Raw genomic sequence first — 20,455 nt, 5'->3', positions numbered from 1 at the left:
TGCCGGGGGGCTTCGTCGTGCACGAGGTGCGTCAGTTCGTGTTGGCCTGGAGCCACGGGTACGGGTCGACGGGGACGCCGGCGAGGTGGATCTCGAAGTGCAGGTGCGCGCCGGTGCTGTTGCCGGTGCTGCCGACCTTGCCGACGAGCTGCCCGACGGTGACAGTGTCGCCCACCTTCACCTCGACCGAGCCGGTCTGCATGTGCGAGTAGGTCGACGTGACCTTCTGGCCGTCGATGACGTGCTCGATCTCGACGTGGTTGCCGAAGGCGCCCGACGGGCCGGTGACGACGCTGACGGTGCCGTCGGCGATGGCCTGGATGGGCGAGCCCGCGCCGGGCACGAAGTCGAGGCCCTCGTGGAAGGTGGAGCAGAAGCTGCAGTTCGAGACCTGACGGGCGCCGAAGCCGCTGCTGATCGGCACGCCGGTCTGGAAGGGCCACTGGACGGTGCCGGCCATGTCGTTCGAGAACGTGCTCGAGCTGGTGGAGGCGTACTCGGAGGCGACCTTCATCTCGGTGACCGAGTAGCCGTCTCGGCTCACGTCGTCGTCGGTCGCTCCGCCGGCGACGAAGCTCTGCGCGGCCGCGGCGCTCTTCTTGGCGACGGTGGCCTCGGGGGTGTCGACGAAGAAGGCGTTGGCGGGCACCGAGGTCGCCACGAGCATCGCGCCCGCGAACATCATCGCGCCGACGACGGTCACGCGCTTCGAGGTGCGCTGGAACGCAGAGGGAGCCGTGCGGGCCGCCGGGGTCGACCGGGCCGAGGCGGTGGTCGCGACGACGGGGCTCGCGGACCGGGTGCGGCGAGGGCCGGCGGCGGGACGGGCGGCCGCGGCGGGACGCGCAGCGGACGCCGCGCGGGGCGCGGTCGCGCGACGCTGGGGAGCGGTGCGGCCGCGACGGGAGGCGGCCTCGGCGGCACGCAGGGAGGCGCGGGTCGGCAGGGCCTGCGCCGTGGCGACCTCGGGGGCCGCGATGGTCGGGACCGCGGTCTCGACGACCACGGGCTCCGCGGCCAGGGTGGCTGCGGCCTCGGGGGCGGCTGCCTCGGGGGCGGCGACGGCACGGGGAGCTGCTGCTGCTGCTGCGGCGCGGCGCTCGGCCTCGCGGGCTTCGCGGCGGGTGAGGAAGACGGGCGAGGCGGCCTCGGCGGTCGGTGTCGTCAGAGCATCGTCGGCTCGGGGCGACGGAGTCTCGTCGCGGTCGTGCTCGGCGAAGGTCTGGGGGTTCGACACGTCGTGATGGTCCTCGGGGTCGTCGGGACGGAGAGGCGGATGCACCCTCTTCTTCTCGGCCGCTACACCGGTGACTCAGGTCACGGAAAAGTAACGAACCAGTCAAGGGTAGCCGCTCAGGCCACGGATGGCTACCCGAGTCAGGGGGTCACGGCCACCGTGGCATGTCAGATGCGGTGTCCCGTCGCCGAGGAACAGGGCCGTCGACCCCGCCCGATCGGCTCAGATCCGGGCCTCGGCCACCGCCCGCCAGAGCTCGTCGGCGATGCTCGGAGCGGCGGCGGAGGTCAGGCGTCCGCCCTCGGCGGAATCGTCCGAGGCCCGGACGACGGCGCCCGCCTCCTCGGCGACGAGGGCTCCCGCGGCGTGGTCCCACGGCTTGAGCCCGCGCTCGACGTAGGCGTCGAGCCGTCCGGTCGCGACCGCGCAGAGGTCGAGCGAGGCGGCCCCCTGGCGCCGGATGTCGCGCACCTTCCCGATCAGCCGCCCGACGGCCGCGACCTGCTCGACGCGGCGCTCGGCCTCGTACGAGAAGCCCGTCGCCACGAGCGACTCCGCCAGCGTGGCCGGGGAGGACGGACGGAGGCGCTGGTCGCCCAGCCACGCGCCTCCCCCTCGGGACGCCGTCCAGGTCTCGCCCGACAGCGGGTTCACGACGCAGCCGGCGAGCGCCCGCCAGGCGCCCGGCACCGGGTCGCCCTCGACGACGGCGACGCTGACGGCCCACTGCGGGATGCCGTAGAGGAAGTTGACGGTGCCGTCGATGGGGTCGACGACCCAGGTGAGGCCCGTCGTCGAGCCGTGCTCGGCGCCCTCCTCGCCGAGGAAGCCGTCGCCGGGGCGCAGCTCGGCCAGGCGGGCACGGAGGTGCTCCTCGACCTCGCGGTCGGTGTGGGTGACGACGTCGACGAGGCTGCTCTTCGTCGCGGCGACGGCGACGCCCTCGGAGCGGCGGCGGGCCGCGAGCGCCGCCGCCTCGACGGCTACCGTGCGGGCGACGTCGAGGAGGGCGGCGGGCGTGGTCGCGGCGGCGGCGGTGGCGGTGGCGGGCGGGGTCGCGGGCTGGTCGGTCATGGTGCTCCGTCGGTCGGTGCCGGACCCGGCCCGGGACGTGCCCGGAACGACGGAACGGACCCGATGTCTCGAGTCCGTTCCGTGGTGCCGACGTGGGTGATCACGTCGAGCGGGGGTGGCAAGTGAGGGATTCGAACCCCCGAAGGCTACGCCGGCTGATTTACAGTCAGATCCCTTTGGCCACTTGGGTAACTTGCCATGCACGCCCGGCCCATGTGTTCACCGACCGGAGGCGCCAGACAAATATACAGCCTCCGGAGCCCCCTCACGACCACCCCGCCTCCCCCGCCCCCCTCCGTGGCAAATGCCGACCGGATCCGATGCAATACCGGGATTTCCCTCCATCAGTCCGCGCCTCGGAGGAGACGAGTCGGCATTTGCCCTAGAAGGGCAAGAGCAGGCGTGCTGTCCACAGCTAGGGCGCCCCTCATCCCCTCCGCTGTTGAACGAACAGTCATCCGTCCACCGGCAGGGCGACGGCGAGCGGCTGCAGCGCTCTCGTCCGCGCCAGAGTCATGCCATGAACGAGCTGCTGCACGTGACCACGGATCGTCTGGGCGGCGTCGTCCATCGTCGGGAGCTGCTCGCAGCGGGCTGCTCGAGGCACGACGTCGACGACGCCTGGCGGAGCGGAACGCTCCAGCGCATCCGGCACGGCCTCTACGGCCGACCAGATCTCCCTGAGCCCGTCGTGCGAGCAGCGAGGGTCGGGGGCGTGCTGGCGGGGTCGTCGGCACTGGTGGCCCGAGGCGCGTGGCGAGCACCCCGACAGCCCCTCGTCGTGTCGGTCGACCACAACGCCCGGGACCTCCGTGACCCGGACGACGCCGGCCGACGCCTGGGCGATGACCACCCCGACGTCCAGGTGCTCCGTGACCGGAGCCGTCTGGGCGGGTGCGACCGCGTGATGGTGACCCCGTCCACGGCGGCGGCCCAGTCCCTCCTGCACCCGCCCGGGGATCTCGCGCTCTCGATCGCCGTCGTCGACTCCGCGCTGCGGCTTCGCCCCGAGAACCGTCCGCGGCTCACTGACGTCGCCCGCCTCCTCCGACCGGGCCGGGCCCGCGAACTCCTCCGTCTGGTCGACGCTCGAGCGGAGTCGGGCACCGAATCCGTCGTCCGCGTCCGACTCCGGGAGGCGGGGGTCCGCGCTGACGTCCAGGTGTGGGTCTCCGGCAGGTACCGGGTGGACCTCCTGGTCGACGGCTGGCTCGTCATCGAGTGCACGAGCTGGGAGTTCCACGCTTCGCCCCAGCAGTACGCCGACGACAGACGGCGAACGGTCGCCCTCACGACCGCGGGCTACGTGGTCCTCGAGGTGACCTACCGGCAGGTGTTCGAGGAGTGGGAGACGGTCCTCGCTGCCGTTCGACACCTCCTCGCCACTGCTCGTCCCCGGCGGATGCCCCGGTGAGGACCGTGGGCACCCGGGGATGCCATCCGCCGGCGTCGCCAGGCCTGCAGAACCCGACCGACGCCTCCCTGGTGACCGGATATCCAGGTATTGCGCGACCTCGATCTGGCAAAAGGTCGGCATTTGCTGCCGTCGAGGGCGGGCGGAGGTGCGGGGCGGGCGGAGGCGGGCAGCCGCCGGCGCCCGGCTACTGCACCGCGGAGGTGAGCCGGGCGACGTTGTCGAGCACCTTCGAGCGGAAGGGGCGGACGAGCCACTCGTCGAGCAGCAGCTCGCGGCTGGCGTCGCGGTACGACTGCTCGACCTCGCGCAGCTGCCGCACGAAGCTCCGGCCGCGGATCATGACCGAGATCTCGAGGTTGAGGCTGAAGGACCGCATGTCCATGTTGCTCGAGCCGATGACGGCCACCTCGTCGTCGACGGTGAGGTGCTTCGCGTGCAGCACCGTGGGCGACCGGTACAGGAAGATGCGCACGCCGGCCCGCAGCAGCGCCTCGTAGTACGACCGCTGCGCGTGGTAAACGACGGCCTGGTCACCGATCTCGCTGACGAAGAGCTGCACCTCGATGCCCCGCTGCGCCGCGGTCGTGACCGCGTAGAGCATCGACTCGTCGGGCACGAAGTACGGGCTCGTGATGATGATGCGCTCCTGCGCGTTGTAGAGGAGCGTGTTGAAGAGCCGCAGGTTGTTCTCGCCGTCGAAGCCCGGCCCGCTGGGCACGACCTGGCAGTCGACCGTCGGCGCGTCGTCGGCGACGACCACGGGGTCGGCCTCGCGGAGCAGCAGCTCGTCGGTCTCCGAGTACCAGTCCGTGACGAAGAGCGCGTTGACGCCCGCGACGATCGGCCCCTCGAAGCGGACCATGAAGTCCTTCCACTGCAGCCCGCGCCGGTGGTTGCCGCGCCGCTGGTAGCCCCGCTCGATCATGTTCTGCGAGCCGGTGAAGGCGACCTGCCCGTCGATCACCAGCAGCTTGCGGTGGTTGCGCAGGTCGGGCCGCTGGTAGCGCCCCCGCAGCGGCTGGACCGGCAGCATGAGCTGCCACTCGACGCCCATGCGCGTGAGGCGGCGACGCGTCCGCCGGTAGCCGGGGTAGCCCCGGCTCGCGATGTGGTCCATCAGCACCCGCACCGTGACGCCACGGCGCCGGGCGTTCTCGAGGGCGACGAAGAACGGCTCCGTCGTCGCGTCGAGGCTGGTGATGTAGAACTCGGCGTGCACCCAGCGGTGGGCTCCGTCGACGGCCTCGACCATCGCCTCCATCGACCTCGCGTAGTCGGAGTGCAGCTCGGCCGTGTTGCCGCCCACGAGGGGCATGGCGCCGAGCGTGCGGTTCAGCGCGATCACCGAGTCGAGCCAGAGGGGCCAGGGGTGGTCGCGGGTGACGCGCTCCATGCCCTCGGTCGTCTCGACGATGTAGGTGTTGATCTCCTGCTGCTTCTCGCGTCGACGGCGCGGCAGCTTCGTGCTGCCGAAGAGCAGGAAGAGGAGGAACCCCACGTACGGGATGAGGAAGATCGCCAGCAGCCAGGCCGTCGCGGTCGTGGGCCGACGGTTGATCGGCACGTAGACGATCGCGAAGACGCGGATGGCGATGTCGAAGACGACACCGAGCACCGCGATGGTGGCGGGCAGCCACGCGGGCTCGGTCACGGAGGGCTAGCGGAAGTTGACGAACTGCAGGTCGACGTCGAGGTCGGCCTTCTTCAGCAGCGCCATCGTGGCCTGGAGGTCGTCACGGCTCTTCGACGTGACGCGCAGCTCGTCGCCCTGGATCTGGCTCTTGACGCTCTTGGGGGCCTCGTCGCGGATGATCTTGCCGATCTTCTTCGCGTGCTCCTGCTCGATGCCCTCCTTGAGGGCGGCCTCGATGCGGTACTCCTTGCCGCTCGCGAAGGGCTCGCCCACGTCGAGGTGCTTGAGGCTGATGCTGCGCTTGATGAACTTCGACTCGAGGACGTCGAGCACGGCCTTGACGCGCTCCTCCGTCGAGGCCTTGAGCAGGAGCTTCTCACCGCTCCAGTCGACCGAGGCGCCGACGTTCTTGAAGTCGTAGCGCTGCTCGATCTCCTTCTGTGCCTGGTGGAGGGCGTTGTCCGCCTCCATCTTGTCGACCTTGCTGACCACGTCGAAGGAGCTGTCTGCCATGCCGGCCAGCTTAGCGGCGACGGGCGGTCACGGCCCGCCGCGGTCGGGACGTCGACCGCGGCGGCCGCCACGCGCCTCCCCCACCACGACGACGCGCCCCCGGCCCGCCCCGCGAGGGGAGGACGCCGGAGGCGCGGTCGAGGTCGACAGGGCGGGGCGCCTACGCGTCGGCGGACTCCACGGCCCGCGAGACGCGCACCATCTCGTCGCGCTCGACGACCTTGACGCGAGCCCGCTCGTGCTCGTGCGCCGACCCGAGCGCCTGCTCGTGCTCGTCGAGGCGGTGCCAGCCCTCGAGGTCGGTGTAGGCCACGCCGCGCTGCGCGAGCAGGGCCGGCATCGCGTCCTCCGACGGGTCGGCGGGCTGCCACCAGCTCGCCTGGTCGTTGATGACGTGCGCGACGGTCTCCATCGCGTCGGACTTCGTGTGCCCGATGAGGCCGACCGGCCCGCGCTTGATCCAGCCGGTGGCGTAGACGCCGGGGACGATCTGGTTCTCATCGTCCATCACCTGGCCCTCGTGGTTCGGGATCACGCCGCGACGCTCGTCGAACGGGATGCCGTCGAGCGGCGAGCCGAAGTAGCCGACGGCGCGGTAGATCGCCTGCACGGGCACGTCGCGGATCTCGCCGGTGCCCTCGACGCCGCCCTGGCCGTCGGGCCGGGTGCGCTCGTACCGGAAGGCGGCCACACGGCCCTGCTCGTCGCCGACGACCTCGACGGGCTTGGCGTAGAAGTGCAGGTGCAGGCGGCGCGACGCCGTGCCGACCTCGCGCTGGCGCCACTGGTTGAGCACCTTGTCGATGACGAAGACCTGCTTGTTCGTCGCGATGGCGGTCTTCGACGCCTCGTCGTGGTCGAAGTCCTCGTCGTGGACGATCATGTCGACGTCGCGCACCTCGCCGAGCTCACGGAGCTCGAGCGGGGTGAACTTCACCTGCGCGGGCCCGCGGCGCCCGAAGACGTGCACGTCGGTGATCGACGACTGCTTGAGCCCCTCGTAGACGTTGTCGGGGATCTCGGTCGGCAGCAGGTCGTCGGCGTGCTTCGCGAGGATGCGCGACACGTCGAGCGCGACGTTGCCGACGCCCACCACGGCGACCGACTGCGCGTCGAGCGGCCACGTGCGCGGGAAGTCGGGGTGGCCGTCGAACCAGCTCACGAAGTCGGCGGCGCCGTAGCTGCCCTCGAGGTCGATGCCGGGCACGTCGAGGTCGGCGTCCTTGATGGCGCCGGTCGAGAAGATCACGGCGTTGTAGTGCGCCTTCAGGTCGTCGAGGGTGATGTCGACGCCGTAGCGGACGTTGCCGAAGACGCGGATGTCGCCGCTGTCGAGCACGTCGCGCAGCGCGTTGACGATGCCCTTGATGCGCGGGTGGTCGGGGGCGACGCCGTAGCGGACGAGGCCGTAGGGCGCGGGCAGCTGCTCGAAGAGGTCGATCGACACGTCGAAGGCCTTCTCGGCCTTGAGCAGGATGTCGGCGGCGTAGATGCCGGCGGGGCCGGCGCCGACGATGGCCAGACGCAAGGTGGTCACGGGGGTTCTCCCTCTGGTGGGTGGCGCGGGGGTGCCGGCCGGTGGTCGGTGCGGGGCACCGCAGGTCGTGGTGGTGCTGTCGTGGTTCGGAGCCGAGGCCCCGGGAGGCGCGGTGCCGGTCAGGCGGAGCGCTCGACCACCCGGTCGGCGAACCGGGTCAGGGCCTTCTTGACCGGCCCGGACGGCAGGGGCGCCAGCGCCTCGAGGGCCTCGTTGGCCCAGCGGTGCGCCTCGACCCGGGTGCGCTCGGTGACCTCGTGCTCGCGGAGCTGGCGCACGATGTCGGCGAACGCCTCCTCGTCGACGCGGGGCGCCTCGTCGTCGTCGGCCTGGGTGACCTCGACGACGCGCTCGATGAGGCCGAGCAGGGCCGCGGCCTCCATGTCGGTCTGCGCCTCCTTGCGGAGGTACAGGAGCGGCAGGGTGACGACGCCGGCCCGGAGGTCGGTGCCGGCGGCCTTGCCGGTGTGGTCGGCGGGGTCGGAGAGGTCGATGACGTCGTCGATCAGCTGGAACGCGATGCCGATCTTCTCGCCGAACGTCGCGACGGGCTCGAGGTACTCGCGGGGAGCGCCGGAGAACATCACGCCGGCGCGGGCGGCCGTCGAGATGAGCGAGCCGGTCTTGTCGGCCAGGACGTCGATGTAGTGCGCGATCGGGTCGTCGTCGGCCTTGGGCCCGATCGTCTCGTGCAGCTGGCCGAGGCAGAGGCGCTCGAACGTCTCGGCCTGCAGCAGGATCGCCTCCTGGCCGAGGCCCGAGACGATCGTGCTGGCGCGGGCGAAGAGCAGGTCGCCGCTGAGGATGGCGACGTTGTTGCCCCAGACCGTCTGCGCGCTCGGCACGCCCCGGCGCATCTGCGCCTCGTCCATGACGTCGTCGTGGTACAGCGATGCCAGGTGGGTGATCTCGGTCGCCTGCGCCGAGGCGACGATGCCGGGGGTCGCCCCCTCGCCGAGCTGGGCGATGAGCAGCGTCAGCGTGGGCCGCACGCGCTTGCCGCCGGCGGCGAGCAGGTAGCGGGTCGTCGCGTCGGCGATCTCGTCGGCGAAGGCGATCTCGCGCAGCAGGCCGGACTCGACCAGCTCGAGGCCGTCGTCGACGGCCGCGACGAAGCGGCGCTCGGCGGGCGAGGCGAAGAGCTTCTCGCCGAGGCCCAGGCTCGCGCTCAGGGAGTTGCGGGTCAGCGGCACGCTCGGGTTCATGGGGTCACCTTGTCGTCTGGTCGGGAGGACCGGCGTGGGTCGGTTACTTCGCCGTCGAGGACGAGGAGGCGCGCGAGGGCGTCGAGGAGGGCTTGCGACCCCGGTGCAGGGCCACGATGCCCGCGCTCAGGTTCCGGTGCGCCACCCGGGTGAAGCCAGCGCCGCGCAGCCACTGGCTGAGCACCTGCTGCTCGGGCCATTTCTCGATCGACTCGGCGAGGTAGGAGTAGGCGGGGCTGTTGCTGCTGGTGACCTTGGAGATCAGGGGCAGCCCGACGCGGAGGTACGCGTGGTACGCCGCGCGGAGCAGGCCGAACGGCGGCGTGGAGAACTCGCACACGACGAGGCGGCCGCCGGGCTTGAGCACGCGGTGCATCTCGGCGAGCGCGACCTTCGGCCGGTTGACGTTGCGGAGGCCGAACGAGATGGTGACGGCGTCGAAGGTGTCGTCGTCGAAGGGCAGCGACTCGGCGTCGCCCTCGACGAACTCGATCTCGGGGTGGCGCTGGCGACCGACCTCGACCATGCCGTGCGAGAAGTCGAGCGCGATCACCTCGGCCCCGCGGCGCGCGATGGCGACGGAGCTCGTCCCGGTGCCGGCGGCGATGTCGAGGACCTTGTCGGCCGGGCCCGCGCCGATGGCCTTCACGGTCGCGACGCGCCACAGGACGGCGTTGCCCGCGGAGAGCACGTCGTTCGTGCGGTCGTAGTGCTGGGCGACGCCGTCGAACATGGACGCGACCTCGCTGGGCTGCTTGTTCATATCGGCCTTGGTCACGATGGTCGATCCTACCGGCATGCACTGGGCGCTGCCCGAGTAGGCTGACGCGGTGGATCTCCCGTCGCCGCGCGTCCCCTCCCTCTCCGTCCGCACCACCCGGATCGACCACATCAGCCCCCTGCTCGACGTCGTCGACCGCAGCTCCCCGCTCGTCTTCGTGCGCGGCGGCGCCGGCATGGCCGGCATCGGCGAGGCCGTCCGGCTCGAGTTCTCCGGCCCCTCGCGCATGCGCGACGCGGCGGCCGCCTGGCGCGAGCTGGCCGGCCGGGCGACCGTCGACGACGAGGTCCGCGTGCCGGGCACCGGCCTGATCGCCTTCGGCTCGTTCGCCTTCGACGACGAGTCCGCCGACACGAGCGTGCTGATCGTGCCGAGCATCGTCATCGGCCGCCGCGACGGCGTGGCGTGGATCACCCGCGTCGACGGGGCCGAGCTGCCCGCGGGCACTCCCGTGGGGGCCTCGGTGCGCCTCCGCCTCCGGGAGGGCGAGCTGTCGGCCGCGGGCTACGCCGACGCCGTCGCCCGGGCCGTCGACGCCATCGGCGCCGGCGACGTCAGCAAGGTGGTGCTCGCCCGCGACCTCGTCGGCCAGCTGCCGCCCGAGGCCGACCTGCGCCTCGTCGCGGCCACGCTGCTCACCGCCTACCCGGACTGCTACGCGTTCGCGGTCGACGGGCTGATCGGCGCGAGCCCCGAGACCCTCGTGCGCTCCGAGCGCGGCGAGGTCTCCGCGCGCGTGCTCGCGGGCAGCGCCGCGCGGGGCGTCGACGCCGTGAGCGACGAGCGCGCCGCCCACGCCCTGGCCACCTCGCCGAAGGACCTCGACGAGCACGCCTTCGCGCTCCGCAGCCTGCTGCTCTCGCTCGGCCCGCACGCCACCGACGTCGTGACGGGCGAGCAGCCCTTCACCCTCAAGCTGCCCAACCTCTGGCACCTGGCGAGCGACGTGCGCGGGCGCCTGACCGACGGGTCGAGCTCGCTCGACCTGATCGACTCGCTGCACCCCACGGCCGCCGTGGCCGGCACGCCGACCCGCGAGGCGCTCGCGCTGATCCGCGAGCTCGAGCCGTTCGACCGCGGACGCTACGCCGGGCCGGTCGGCTGGGTCGGCGCCGACGGCGACGGCGAGTGGGCGATCGCCCTGCGCTGCGCGCAGGTCTCGCCCGAGGGCGAGGTGCGCGCGTTCGCCGGGGCCGGCGTCGTGGCCGAGTCCGTCCCCGAGCGCGAGGTCGCCGAGACCACCATGAAGTTCCAGCCCGTCGTGCAGGCGTTCTCGCAGTGACGTCGCCGGGGGCACGAGGGGGCGCGGGGCAGGACGCTCCGCAGGGGGCCGGAGCCGGGGAGGCGCAGGCCGGCCAGGGCTGGTCGCGACCGGTCGCGCTCGTGGTCGCCGCCGCCTTCTTCATGGAGAACCTCGACGCCACGATCCTGTCGACGGCCACCGCCTCCGTCGCGGCCGACTTCCGGGTGCAGCCCGCGCAGCTCGGCATCGCCGTCACCGGCTACCTCGTCGCCGTCGCCGCGTTCATCCCGCTCGGCGCGTGGCTCGCGGAGCGGTGGGGCGCCCGACGCGTGTTCCTCGCCGCCGTGGTGCTCTTCACGCTCGCGTCGGTGGCCTGCGCGCTGAGCGGCGACCTCGTCTCGCTGACGGCGTCGCGGGTGGTGCAGGGCATCGCCGGCAGCATGATGGTGCCGATCGGGCGGCTGATCGTGCTCCGCAGCACGGAGAAGTCCGAGCTCATCCGCGCCATCGCCTACCTGACCTGGCCGGCGCTCGTCGCCCCGGTCGTCGCACCGCTGATCGGCGGGCTGCTGACGGAGCACCTCGGCTGGCAGTGGGTCTTCCTGGTCAACGTGCCGGTCGGCGTCGCCCTCCTCGTCGTCGCGTGGCGGGTCGTGCCGAGCCCGGAGCCGGGCGACCCCCAGCCTCTCGACGTCGTCGGCCTGCTGCTCGTCGTGACGTCGATCGTCTCGCTGGTGGTCGCCTTCGACCTGCTCGGCGCCCCGTCGACGGTCGCCGTCGGCGTGGCCCTCGTGGCCGTCGCGCTGGTCGCCGGCGTGGCGGCGGTGCGGTGGTTCCGACGTGCGCGTCACCCGCTGCTCGACCTCGCGGCGTTCCGCATCGGCTCGTTCCGCGTGACGAACCTGAGCGGCTCGCTCTACCGCGCGGTCGTCAACGGCGTGCCGTTCGTCGTGCCCCTGCTGCTGCAGGACGGCTTCGGCTGGTCGCCGGTCGAGGCCGGCGTGATGCTGATGTGGGTCTTCGTCGGCAACCTGGCGGTCAAGCCGCTCACGACTCCCCTGCTGCACCGCTTCCGGGTCGTGCCGATCATCGTCGTCGCGACCGTCGGGCTCGCCGCGACCTTCGTCGCGACGGCGCTCGTGCGGCCCGACGACTCGCCGGTGCTGGTCGCGGCGGTGCTGCTGCTGAGCGGCGTGTTCCGCTCGGTGGGCTTCACGGCCTACAACACCCTGCAGTTCGCCGACGTGCCCGCGCCGATGATCGGCCCGGCGAACGCCATCGCGTCGATCACGAGCCAGCTCGCCGTGGGCCTCGGGGTCGCCGTGACGGCCCTCGCCGTCCGCCTCGCCGACCTGGCGGCCTCCGCCGACGGCGGCTCCGACCCGGCGACCGGCTACCAGGTGGCCCTCGTCGTGCTCGCGGCACTCGCCCTGGTCAGCCTGCCGGAGGGCCTCCGTCTGCCGCGGGGCACCGGCGACGCCCTCCGGAGCCGCGCCTCCTGACGGGGTGCCCCCCGAGGGCGCTCCGCCGGCGGATCAGGTGGAGGCGAGCCGGACCTTCTCCAGCTCGACGTCGTACGGCGCGGCCGGCCACTGCGGGTCCCGCGCCCTCAGCGCGGCCGTCAGCAGGCGCTGCACGGCGACGCGGGCGTACCACTTGCGGTCGGCGGGCACGACGAACCACGGCGCCGCCTCCGTGCTCGTGCGCCGGACCGCCGTCTCGTACGCCTCCTGGTAGTCGGACCAGAGCAGGCGGTCGTCGAGGTCGCCGGGCACGTACTTCCAGTGCTTCTCCGGGTCGTCGAGACGGGCGCGCAGCCGCTCGCCCTGCTCGTCGCGCGAGATGTGCAGCATGACCTTGACGATGGTCGTGCCCGACTCCACCAGCTCGCGCTCGAAGGCGACGATGTCGTCGTAGCGCTGCTCGACCTCCTCGGGCGACGCGAGGCGGCGCACCTTGCCGATCAGCACGTCCTCGTAGTGCGAGCGGTCGAAGACGCCGATCATGCCGGGGCCGGGCAGCTCGCGGCGCACGCGCCAGAGGAAGTCGTGCGCGAGCTCCTCCTCGGTGGGCTGCTTGAACGCGTGGTGGGCGACGCCCTGCGGGTCGACGGACCCCACGACGTGACGGACGACGCCGCCCTTGCCCGAGGTGTCGGTGCCCTGCAGCACGAGGAGGACGGAGCCCTGGTCGCCGCCCGTCCGGCTGCTGGCGAAGAGCCGCTCCTGGAGGTCGCTCAGCGCCTCCCGGCCGGACTCGAGCACCTGCCGCGCGTAGCCCTTGTCGCCGGCGAAGCCCGGCGTCGACCGGGGGTCGACGTCGGCGAGGGCGAAGTCGGTGCCCGCACGGAGGATCTCGGCGGGCTCGGACGTCCAGGTGGTGGCCATGCGGCCGAGCCTACGTGCGGCGGGCGGGCGTGGGCCGGGCGGAGTCGCGGTGCGGCCGCCGAGGCCGGGCACGCCCGTCGGCCGCGGGGCCTCAGCGCGCCAGCGGGACCTCGATGAGCACCGGGCCGTCCCAGCGGCGGGCGAGGGCCTGGTCGAGCTCGGCCCGCGTCGCGGCCCGCACGTGGTGCCAGCCGTAGGCGGCGGCCAGCGGGGCGAGCTCGACGCTCTGCGGGGTGAACTGCACCCGGGTCATCGCGTCGGCGGGGGCCGTCGCGGCCACCTCGAGGCCGTCGAAGATCGTGCCGCCGCCGTCGTTGCCGACGACGACCTGCAGCCGGGGCCGCACCTCGCCGTCGCCGAGGAGCAGCGAGCCGACGTCGTGCAGCAGGGTGAGGTCGCCGAGCAGCACGCGCGTGACGCCCGGGCGCGCCTCGTCGAGCTGGCTGGCGAGGGCGATCCCGGTCGCGGTCGCGACCGTGCCGTCGATGCCGGCGAGGCCGCGGTTCGCGTGGACGGGCACCTTCTTGCCGGGCACCACCTCGTCGACCTCGCGGATCAGCCGCGAGGCGCCGAGCACGAGCCGGTCGTGCGGCCACGTGACGCGCCAGAGCGTCTCGGCCAGGGCGCGCCGCGTGACCCCGCGGCGCAGCAGCTGCACCTCGCCGCGGAGGAACTCCGCCCGCACCGAGGCGTCGTCGCTCGTCGCGGCGTCGAGGTCGGGCGCCTGCTCCGGGTCGCCGACGAGCGCGCGGCCGGCGTGGACCCAGCGGCCCACCCAGGCCCGGTGGGCGCGGTCGTCGGGGGCGCCTCCCCCACCGGGGACGACCTCGACGGCGGCGACCACGGTCGCGCGGCGGCTCGGGTCGTAGGCGTCGGCGGTGCGCCCGCGGACGACGACGACCTCGACGTCGGGGCGCGCCAGCAGGGCGGGCACCTGGCGGGTCAGGGTCGGGTGGCCGACGACCACCACGCGGCGGACGAGCCCGCCGAACTCCGCGTCGGCGAGCAGCGTGCGCCAGCCGAGGGCGAGGTTCGGCCCGAAGTGCGCGCCGCTCGAGACCTCGGCCACGAGGGGGGCGCCGAGCTCGCGGGCGAGGCGTTCGGCGTCGGGACCGGCGTCGTGGCCCGCCACGACCAGCGTGGCCGGGTCGTCGTCGACGGAGAGCAGGTGGGCGGGCCCCGCGGAGGGGCGGGTCACCTCGCCCGGGCGGGCCGCGGGCAGCGTCGTCACGGCCGCCGAGAGCGGCTCACGCAGGGCGACATTGAGCTGGACCGGGCCGGGAGTGTCACGGCCGTCGTCGCCGCCGACCCCGAGCGAGGCCGCGACCGCCGCCCGGGCGAGCCGACGGACGGCCTCGACGTCGACGTCGCCCTCGGAGGGGGCCTCGACGTCGCGCACCCACGGGACGGCCGGGCCGAAGAGCCCGGGCTGCACGGTCGTCTGGTTGCTGCCGACGCCCCGCAGCTCGACCGGCCGGTCGGCGGTGAGGAGGACGAGCGGCACGCCGGAGTGGTGGGCCTCCAGGACGGCCGGGTGGAGGTTGGCCACGGCCGTGCCGGAGGTCGTCACGACCGCGGTCGGGCGGCCGGTCTCGACGGCGAGGCCCAGGGCGGTGAAGCCAGCGCTCCGCTCGTCGATGCGCACGCGGAGCCGGAGCCGGCCCGCCCGCTCGAACTCGGCGGCGGCGAGCGCCAGGGCCTGCGAGCGCGATCCGGGGCTGAGGACGAGCTCGTGCACGCCCGCGTCGACGAGCGCGGCGAGCAGCGCGACGGCGTAGTCGGTGGCGACGCTGCCGGAGCGTTCCGCCGGGAGGCCGTGAGCGGTGCCGGTCTCGACGGGACCAGCGGCGACCCCGTCGGTGTCGGCCTCGGCCTCGCCCTGGACGGCGTCGTGGTCGTCGGGCAGCACGGAGCCCGAGGAGTCGGTGCTCACGGCCTCAGGCCGTGCCGGTCTTGTCGTCGTTGTCGAGCTCGGAGAGCTCCTGCTCGAGGCGCCGGATGCGCTCGTCGGTGGTCTCCCGGTCGAGGTCGGTCACCGTCGCGGCCGAGCGGCCGGAGAAGTCGGGGTCGTCGTCGGGGGCGATGAAGCGACGCTGCGGGCCGCGGCCCGCCTTGCGGGCCCGGCCGAGCAGGAACCACAGCACGGCGCCGACGACGGGCAGCAGGACGATGATCGCGGCCCAGAGGGGCTTGTTCAGCGCCCGGAACCGGCTCGACTCCGCGAAGAGGCAGTCGACGAGGGCGTAGATCACGAACGCCGACGCCGCGACGACAGCCACCACCCAGAACTTGACCATGGCGACGATCATAGGCGTCGCTCCCGGGGGTGGGCTGGGCACGCGACGCCCGGTGCCGGAGAGCGGCCCACGGCGGGCGCACCGGCGGCCGCGGCTAGGATCAGCGCGTGAAACCCTGGGTCAAGTACACGGTCCTGCGCCTCGGCATCTTCCTCGTGGCGCTGGTCCTGTTCGTGCTGCTGCTGCCGAACCCCTACCTCGCGACCCTGCTCGCCGCGGTGGTGGCGTTCTGCGTCTCGTACATCTTCTTCGCCGGCCTGCGGCGCGAGGTCGCGCTCGAGCTGGCCGACCGTCGCTCGCGGCCCGAGCCGCTCGACCGCGACACCCTGGCAGAGGACGACGACCTCGCCGAGCAGGACGCCCGTCTGGCCGAGGCCGAGGCCGACGCCGCCCCCGCTGCCCCGGACGACGCCGGGTCGCGCCCCGCCGACGACCGTCCCGAGGGCCCCGCCCGCGGCGCCTAGGCGAACAGCACGGCGGCGAGGGCGAGCCCGTACAGGAGCGCCGTGAGCGACGCCAGCTGCAGGGCGAGGATCAGCTCCTTCGGGGTCTTGCCCGTGACTCCGATGACGGCCGCGGGCACGGCCGTCAGCAGCGTGAAGTACACGTACGGCGCGTGGAAGTACAGGAAGCCGAAGTACACGAGGATGAGGAACGGCAGCAGCAGGAACGACGCGTAGAGCGCGCGGGCCACCGGGTCGCCGACGACGACCGCCAGGGTGCGCTTGCCGGCCGCGCGGTCCTGGGGGATGTCGCGGATGTTGTTGACCATCAGCACCGCGCAGGCGAACAGCCCGGCCGAGACGCCCGCGACCCAGGCGTCGGCGGGGAAGCGCCCGAGCTGCACGAAGGTCGTGCCGACCGTCGCCACGAGGCCGAAGAAGACGAAGACGAAGACCTCGCCGAGCGCGTTGTAGCCGTAGGGCCGCTTGCCCCCGGTGTAGAACCAGGCGGCGACCACGGCGGCGGCGCCGACCGCCAGCATCCACCACTGCTGCGTGAGCACGACGACCGCGACGCCGGCGACCGCGGCGACGGCGAACGAGACGAGGGCGACGCGCAGCACCGTGCGGGGCCGGACGGCGCCCGAGCCCGTCAGGCGGGCGGGCCCTACCCGGAACTCGTCGGTGCCGCGGATGCCGTCGGAGTAGTCGTTCGAGTAGTTGACGCCGACCTGCAGGAACACCGCGACGGCGAGGCAGAGCAGGGCGAGCAGCAGGTCCCAGTCGCCGTTCGCGCGGGCGACGCCGGTGCCGAGGGCGACCGGCGCGACGGCGAGCGGCAGGGTGCGGAGCCGGGCCCCGCCGATCCAGTCGCGGGCCGTGACCCGACGTGCGGGCTGCTTCCCCGGGCGGCCGCCCGGTCGTCCGCTGCGCTTCGTCCTGGATGTCGTCGTCTTGGCCACCCGACGAGTGTAGTTCCCGCCCCGATCGCGGTCAGGGCGCGACGAGGCGCTCCAGCGCGAGCCGGTCGGGCTTGCCGCTCGGCAGCAGGGGCAGCCGCTCGACGACCACCACCCGGTCGGGCGCGGCGGCGCGGCCCGCCTCGGCCACCACGGCGGCGCGGAGCTCGGCCAGCGTCCCGCCGTCCGGGCCCTCCCCCGCGCGCACGACGACGGGGACCTCGCCCCAGCGCTCGTGCGTCGACCGGACGACGACGGCCCCGGCCCAGCCCGGCAGCTCGCGGACGACCCGCTCGACGGCCCCGAGCGACACCTTCTCGCCGCCCGAGACCACGACGTCGTCGAGGCGCCCGGTCACGGTGAGGAGGCCCTCGTCGCTCACCGTGCCCGCGTCGCCCGTGCGGTACCAGCGCCGCCCGTCCCGCTCGACGAACGCGGCGGCCGTCCGGGCCTCGTCGTCGAGGTAGCCCTCGGCGAGCGACGGGCCGGAGAGCTCGACCTGGCCGCCCACCACGGCCACCCGGGCCTGCCCGACCGGACGGCCGTCGTACACGCAGCCGCCGCCCGTCTCGCTCGACCCGTAGGTGCGCACCAGGGGGACGCCGGAGGCGCAGGCCCGGTCGACGACGGAGGCCGGCGTCGCCTGCCCGCCCACCAGCACGGCCGTGAAGCCGCGGAGCGCCGCGGCGACGCCCTCGTCGTGCTCGGCGGCGTCGAGCGCGGTCACCAGCTGCGCCGGGACGAGCGAGGTGTACCGCACCGGGTGCGTCAGACGGGCGGCCGCCCGCGCGAACGCCGCGGCGTCGAAGTGGCCGGGCGCGAGCAGCTCCGGCTCGGTGCCGGCGGCGATCGAGCGCACGAGCACGTTCGTGCCGGCCACGTAGTGCGCGGGCAGGGCGAGGAGCCACTGCCCCGGCCCGCCCAGCGCCCCGTCGGCGGCGGCCGCGCCGGCCAGGAGCGCGTCGGTGCCGAGCGCGACCCGCTTGGGCCGGCCGCTCGAGCCGCTCGTCTCGATCACGAGGGCGACCGGCAGCGGCACGGCCGTCGGCAGGTCGGCCGGCACGACGTCGTCCGTCCGCGGGGCGACGGCGGGGCCGCCCGCGAGCGCTGCCCGGAGCGCGAGCAGCACGCGCTCGGGCGAGCGGGCGTCGACCGCGACCAGGGGCCGGGTCATGCCCCGCGCCTCTCCGGCCCCGCCGCCCTCAGTACTGCCACGGGAACGGCGACCAGTCGGGCTCGCGCTTCTCGAGGAAGGAGTCCCGGCCCTCGACGGCCTCGTCGGTGCCGTACGCCAGGCGCGTCGCCTCGCCCGCGAAGACCTGCTGGCCCACGATGCCGTCGTCGGTCGCGTTGAACGCGAACTTGAGCATGCGGATCGCGGTGGGCGACTTCGTGAGCACGACGCGCGCCATCGCCAGCGCCTCCTTCTCCAGGTCGGCGTGGGGCACGACGCGGTTGACCGCGCCCATCTCGTGGGCACGGTCGGCGCTGTACTCCTCGGCGAGGAAGAACACCTCGCGGGCGAGCTTCTGGCCGATCTGCTTCGCGAAGTAGGCGCTGCCGTACCCGGCGTCGAACGACCCGACGTCGGCGTCGGTCTGCTTGAACCTGCCGTGCTCGCGGCTGGCGATCGTGAGGTCGCACACGACGTGCAGCGAGTGGCCGCCGCCCGCGGCCCACCCGGGCACCACGGCGACGACGACCTTGGGCATGAAGCGGATCAGCCGCTGCACCTCGAGGATGTGGAGGCGGCCGGCCGAGGCGGGGTCGGCCACGTTCGCCTCGTCGCCCTCGGCCTTGTAGCCGTCGCGGCCGCGGATGCGCTGGTCCCCGCCGCTGCAGAAGGCCCAGCCGCCGTCCTTCGCGCTGGGGCCGTTGCCGGTCAGCAGCACGACGCCGACCCGGCTCTGCTGCCGGGCGTGGTCGAGCGTGCGGTACAGCTCGTCGACCGTGCGCGGCCGGAAGGCGTTGCGGACCTCGGGGCGGTCGATGGCGACGCGAGCCACGCGGCCCTCGACGTCGAGGTGGTACGTGACGTCGGTGAGGTCGGCGAAGCCGGGCACCTCGCGCCACTCGGTCGGGTCGAAGAGGTCGGAGACGGTGTCGCGCATGCCCGCCAGCCTACGACCGGCGGCGGGGACGGGGCCTCGCGCGGGGCCTGCGCTCGGAGCAGGGCCCGGCCGGGAGCGGGCCCTCCGCGACGGCCGCGTCCCCGGCTCGACGGCCCTAGAACTGCGGCAGCGCGCGGCCCAGCAGGTAGACGAAGACGAACGGGTTCGCCAGCACGCAGACCAGCACGGCGGCGACGCCCTGCCAGCGGCCGCGGCGGAGGGCCACGGCGACCAGCGCGACGACCCCGACGACGACCGAGGCGAGCATCGTGACGAGCGCGATCGAGGCGGCCGCGGCGACGAGGTCGGCGGCGAGGAGGCCGACGGCCAGGCCGTCGAGCGCGAGGAGGAGGAGGCCGAGGCCGAGGGTCACGACGCCGAGCCGCCGGCTGCGGGCCGGCTGGGCGGCCTCGTCGTGGGTGGCCTCGTCGAAGACGGTGAGGCCGTCGTCGGCGGCGGAGCCGGGCTGCCCGGAGCGCTGCCGGGCGTCACGGGGCTCGGTCGGGTCGGTCTCGGGAACGGCCATGGTGACCGACCCTAGCGGCCGACCCGGTGACAGACTGGAGACGTGCCGAGCGTCGTACCTGCCGTCCTCCCGCCCGTCGGCGAGCTGCTCGACGGCGCCCACGTGGTGGCCCTCCCGCTGCGCACACGGTTCCGCGGCATCGTCGTGCGCGAGGCCCTGCTGGTCGAGGGGCCGCGGGGCTGGACCGAGTTCAGCCCGTTCGTCGAGTACCTCCCGGCCGAGGCCGCCACCTGGCTCGCCGCCTCCGTCGACTTCGGCTGGGGCGCCCCGCACGTCGTCCGGGCCGACACCGTGCGCGTGAACGCGACCCTGCCCGCCGTCGGCCCTGCCGAGGTCCCCGGCGTCCTCGCACGCTTCCCCGGCTGCCGCACCGTGAAGGTCAAGGTCGCCGACCGCACCCAGACGCTCGCCGACGACGTCGCCCGCGTCGCCGCCGCCCGCCGGCACGTCGGCCCCGAGGGCCGCGTCCGGGTCGACGCCAACGGCGGCTGGTCGGTCGACGAGGCCGAGGAGGCGCTGCTCGCGCTGGCCCCGTACGCCCTGGAGTACGCGGAGCAGCCGTGCGCCACGGTGCCCGAGCTCGCCGAGCTGCGACGCCGCACGGCCGGCCTCGGGGTCATGGTCGCGGCCGACGAGAGCGTGCGTCGAGCCGACGACCCCCTGGCGGTCGCCCGGGCGGGCGCCGCCGACCTGCTCGTGATCAAGGCCCAGCCGCTCGGCGGGATCCGTGCAGCGCTCGAGGTCGTCGAGGCGGCGGGCCTGCCCGTCGTCGTCTCGAGCGCCCTCGACACCTCCGTCGGCCTCAGCACGGGCGCCCACCTCGCGGCGGCGCTGCCCGGCCTCGAGCACGACTGCGGGCTCGGCACGGCCGCGCTGCTGGCGGCGGACGTCACCCGGCAGCCGCTGCTCCCGGTCGACGGGGCGATCGACGTGCGCCGGGTCGAGGTCGACCACGACCTGCTGCGCGAGCACGCCGCCCCCGACGAGAGGGTGCGCTGGTGGCGTGACCGGCTGCGGGCCTGCCACGACGTGCTCTCCGCGACCCGCGACTCCTGAGGGTCCCGGGCACCGGCCCGCACGGGCCGGCGGTCG

At 73.9% G+C, this 20,455-nt stretch carries 19 protein-coding genes and 1 tRNA gene; 5 read left to right on the top strand and 15 right to left on the bottom strand.

The features are described 5' to 3' along the window. Positions 1 to 31: 31 nt before the first annotated feature. From IFT45_RS17730 to IFT45_RS04250, 3 genes are all read right to left on the bottom strand, one after another. Positions 32 to 1,237: a M23 family metallopeptidase gene (locus IFT45_RS17730; protein ID WP_192126884.1), complete on the bottom strand. Its 1,206-nt coding sequence runs from the start codon at positions 1,235 to 1,237 to the stop codon at positions 32 to 34. 222 nt (positions 1,238 to 1,459) lie between these two features. Next, positions 1,460 to 2,311 (bottom strand): inositol monophosphatase family protein, encoded by an 852-nt coding sequence (locus IFT45_RS04255; protein ID WP_192126881.1) that lies wholly within the window; start codon positions 2,309 to 2,311, stop codon positions 1,460 to 1,462. Positions 2,312 to 2,427: 116 nt separating this feature from the next. Then, positions 2,428 to 2,509 (bottom strand) — tRNA-Tyr (locus IFT45_RS04250). Between the two features lie 322 nt (positions 2,510 to 2,831). Between IFT45_RS04250 and IFT45_RS04245 the strand changes: the two genes are divergently transcribed. Further along, entirely contained in the window at positions 2,832 to 3,725 is an 894-nt protein-coding gene (locus tag IFT45_RS04245) for a type IV toxin-antitoxin system AbiEi family antitoxin domain-containing protein (protein ID WP_192126879.1), read from the top strand. Between the two features lie 187 nt (positions 3,726 to 3,912). Here IFT45_RS04245 and cls read toward each other — a convergent pair whose 3' ends face one another. From cls to ubiE, 5 genes are all read right to left on the bottom strand, one after another. After that, complete coding sequence (cls, locus tag IFT45_RS04240) at positions 3,913 to 5,379, bottom strand: cardiolipin synthase (RefSeq protein ID WP_235491142.1); 1,467 nt, start codon at positions 5,377 to 5,379, stop codon at positions 3,913 to 3,915. A 6-nt stretch (positions 5,380 to 5,385) separates the two neighbouring features. Further along, positions 5,386 to 5,874 (bottom strand): YajQ family cyclic di-GMP-binding protein, encoded by a 489-nt coding sequence (locus tag IFT45_RS04235; protein ID WP_056052987.1) that lies wholly within the window; start codon positions 5,872 to 5,874, stop codon positions 5,386 to 5,388. 160 nt (positions 5,875 to 6,034) lie between these two features. Continuing rightward, complete coding sequence (locus IFT45_RS04230; protein ID WP_056052984.1) at positions 6,035 to 7,411, bottom strand: FAD-dependent oxidoreductase; 1,377 nt, start codon at positions 7,409 to 7,411, stop codon at positions 6,035 to 6,037. A gap of 119 nt (positions 7,412 to 7,530) precedes the next feature. Beyond that, positions 7,531 to 8,616 carry a polyprenyl synthetase family protein gene (locus IFT45_RS04225; protein WP_192045370.1) on the bottom strand — a complete coding sequence of 362 codons (1,086 nt, stop codon included), beginning with the start codon at positions 8,614 to 8,616 and terminating at the stop codon, positions 7,531 to 7,533. Between the two features lie 43 nt (positions 8,617 to 8,659). Further along, on the bottom strand, positions 8,660 to 9,394 hold the full coding sequence (gene ubiE / locus IFT45_RS04220; protein ID WP_056052980.1) for a bifunctional demethylmenaquinone methyltransferase/2-methoxy-6-polyprenyl-1,4-benzoquinol methylase UbiE: 735 nt from the start codon (positions 9,392 to 9,394) through the stop codon (positions 8,660 to 8,662). A gap of 52 nt (positions 9,395 to 9,446) precedes the next feature. On the opposite strand from ubiE, the gene IFT45_RS04215 reads away from it, so the two are divergent. Continuing rightward, on the top strand, positions 9,447 to 10,679 hold the full coding sequence (locus IFT45_RS04215) for an isochorismate synthase MenF (RefSeq protein ID WP_185231760.1): 1,233 nt from the start codon (positions 9,447 to 9,449) through the stop codon (positions 10,677 to 10,679). Then, positions 10,676 to 12,142, top strand: a complete 1,467-nt coding sequence (locus IFT45_RS04210; RefSeq protein ID WP_192126878.1) for an MFS transporter — start codon at positions 10,676 to 10,678, stop codon at positions 12,140 to 12,142. Before IFT45_RS04215 ends, IFT45_RS04210 begins: the two co-directional genes overlap by 4 nt. Positions 12,143 to 12,175: 33 nt before the next feature. On the opposite strand, the gene IFT45_RS04205 is transcribed toward IFT45_RS04210, so the two are convergent. The 3 genes from IFT45_RS04205 to IFT45_RS04195 all read right to left on the bottom strand — a co-directional run bounded on the left by IFT45_RS04205 (position 12,176) and on the right by IFT45_RS04195 (position 15,324). Continuing rightward, positions 12,176 to 13,027, bottom strand: coding sequence for a PPK2 family polyphosphate kinase (locus tag IFT45_RS04205; protein WP_185231756.1), 852 nt, complete (start codon positions 13,025 to 13,027; stop codon positions 12,176 to 12,178). Positions 13,028 to 13,118: 91 nt separating this feature from the next. After that, positions 13,119 to 14,792 (bottom strand): 2-succinyl-5-enolpyruvyl-6-hydroxy-3-cyclohexene-1-carboxylic-acid synthase, encoded by a 1,674-nt coding sequence (gene menD, locus IFT45_RS04200; RefSeq protein ID WP_244637723.1) that lies wholly within the window; start codon positions 14,790 to 14,792, stop codon positions 13,119 to 13,121. A 172-nt stretch (positions 14,793 to 14,964) separates the two neighbouring features. Then, positions 14,965 to 15,324, bottom strand: coding sequence for a PLD nuclease N-terminal domain-containing protein (locus IFT45_RS04195; RefSeq protein ID WP_056055651.1), 360 nt, complete (start codon positions 15,322 to 15,324; stop codon positions 14,965 to 14,967). Between the two features lie 107 nt (positions 15,325 to 15,431). Between IFT45_RS04195 and IFT45_RS16710 the strand changes: the two genes are divergently transcribed. Then, positions 15,432 to 15,788, top strand: a complete 357-nt coding sequence (locus IFT45_RS16710; protein ID WP_197982202.1) for a DUF4229 domain-containing protein — start codon at positions 15,432 to 15,434, stop codon at positions 15,786 to 15,788. Here the strand turns inward: IFT45_RS16710 and IFT45_RS04185 are convergent. From IFT45_RS04185 to IFT45_RS04170, 4 genes are all read right to left on the bottom strand, one after another. Further along, on the bottom strand, positions 15,785 to 16,729 hold the full coding sequence (locus tag IFT45_RS04185) for a 1,4-dihydroxy-2-naphthoate polyprenyltransferase (RefSeq protein WP_056052963.1): 945 nt from the start codon (positions 16,727 to 16,729) through the stop codon (positions 15,785 to 15,787). The two genes, IFT45_RS16710 and IFT45_RS04185, sit on opposite strands and share 4 nt — an antisense overlap. A gap of 31 nt (positions 16,730 to 16,760) precedes the next feature. Beyond that, positions 16,761 to 17,900: an AMP-binding protein gene (locus IFT45_RS04180; protein WP_192126877.1), complete on the bottom strand. Its 1,140-nt coding sequence runs from the start codon at positions 17,898 to 17,900 to the stop codon at positions 16,761 to 16,763. 28 nt (positions 17,901 to 17,928) lie between these two features. After that, entirely contained in the window at positions 17,929 to 18,837 is a 909-nt protein-coding gene (locus IFT45_RS04175; RefSeq protein WP_056052957.1) for a 1,4-dihydroxy-2-naphthoyl-CoA synthase, read from the bottom strand. A 115-nt stretch (positions 18,838 to 18,952) separates the two neighbouring features. Then, positions 18,953 to 19,363 (bottom strand): hypothetical protein, encoded by a 411-nt coding sequence (locus IFT45_RS04170; RefSeq protein WP_056052955.1) that lies wholly within the window; start codon positions 19,361 to 19,363, stop codon positions 18,953 to 18,955. A gap of 42 nt (positions 19,364 to 19,405) precedes the next feature. Between IFT45_RS04170 and IFT45_RS04165 the strand changes: the two genes are divergently transcribed. After that, complete coding sequence (locus IFT45_RS04165; RefSeq protein ID WP_192126876.1) at positions 19,406 to 20,419, top strand: o-succinylbenzoate synthase; 1,014 nt, start codon at positions 19,406 to 19,408, stop codon at positions 20,417 to 20,419. The last annotated feature ends 36 nt before the right edge of the window (positions 20,420 to 20,455 follow it).

This window comes from Frigoribacterium sp. CFBP 13707, from assembly GCF_014842245.1.
Classification (GTDB): Bacteria; Actinomycetota; Actinomycetes; order Actinomycetales; family Microbacteriaceae; genus Frigoribacterium; species Frigoribacterium endophyticum.
This window is presented reverse-complemented; position numbering and strand designations above follow the sequence as displayed.

Bases quoted from the DNA above. Each gene is read 5' to 3' on its own strand.
- IFT45_RS04180 (WP_192126877.1), bottom strand. From the start codon at position 17,900: ATGACCCGGCCCCTGGTCGCGGTCGACGCCCGCTCGCCCGAGCGCGTG.
- IFT45_RS04205 (WP_185231756.1), bottom strand. From the start codon at position 13,027: ATGGCCACCACCTGGACGTCCGAGCCCGCCGAGATCCTCCGTGCGGGC.
- IFT45_RS04255 (WP_192126881.1), bottom strand. From the start codon at position 2,311: ATGACCGACCAGCCCGCGACCCCGCCCGCCACCGCCACCGCCGCCGCC.
- IFT45_RS04170 (WP_056052955.1), bottom strand. From the start codon at position 19,363: ATGGCCGTTCCCGAGACCGACCCGACCGAGCCCCGTGACGCCCGGCAG.
- IFT45_RS04195 (WP_056055651.1), bottom strand. From the start codon at position 15,324: ATGGTCAAGTTCTGGGTGGTGGCTGTCGTCGCGGCGTCGGCGTTCGTG.
- IFT45_RS04225 (WP_192045370.1), bottom strand. From the start codon at position 8,616: ATGAACCCGAGCGTGCCGCTGACCCGCAACTCCCTGAGCGCGAGCCTG.
- IFT45_RS04175 (WP_056052957.1), bottom strand. From the start codon at position 18,837: ATGCGCGACACCGTCTCCGACCTCTTCGACCCGACCGAGTGGCGCGAG.
- IFT45_RS04235 (WP_056052987.1), bottom strand. From the start codon at position 5,874: ATGGCAGACAGCTCCTTCGACGTGGTCAGCAAGGTCGACAAGATGGAG.
- IFT45_RS04245 (WP_192126879.1), top strand. From the start codon at position 2,832: ATGAACGAGCTGCTGCACGTGACCACGGATCGTCTGGGCGGCGTCGTC.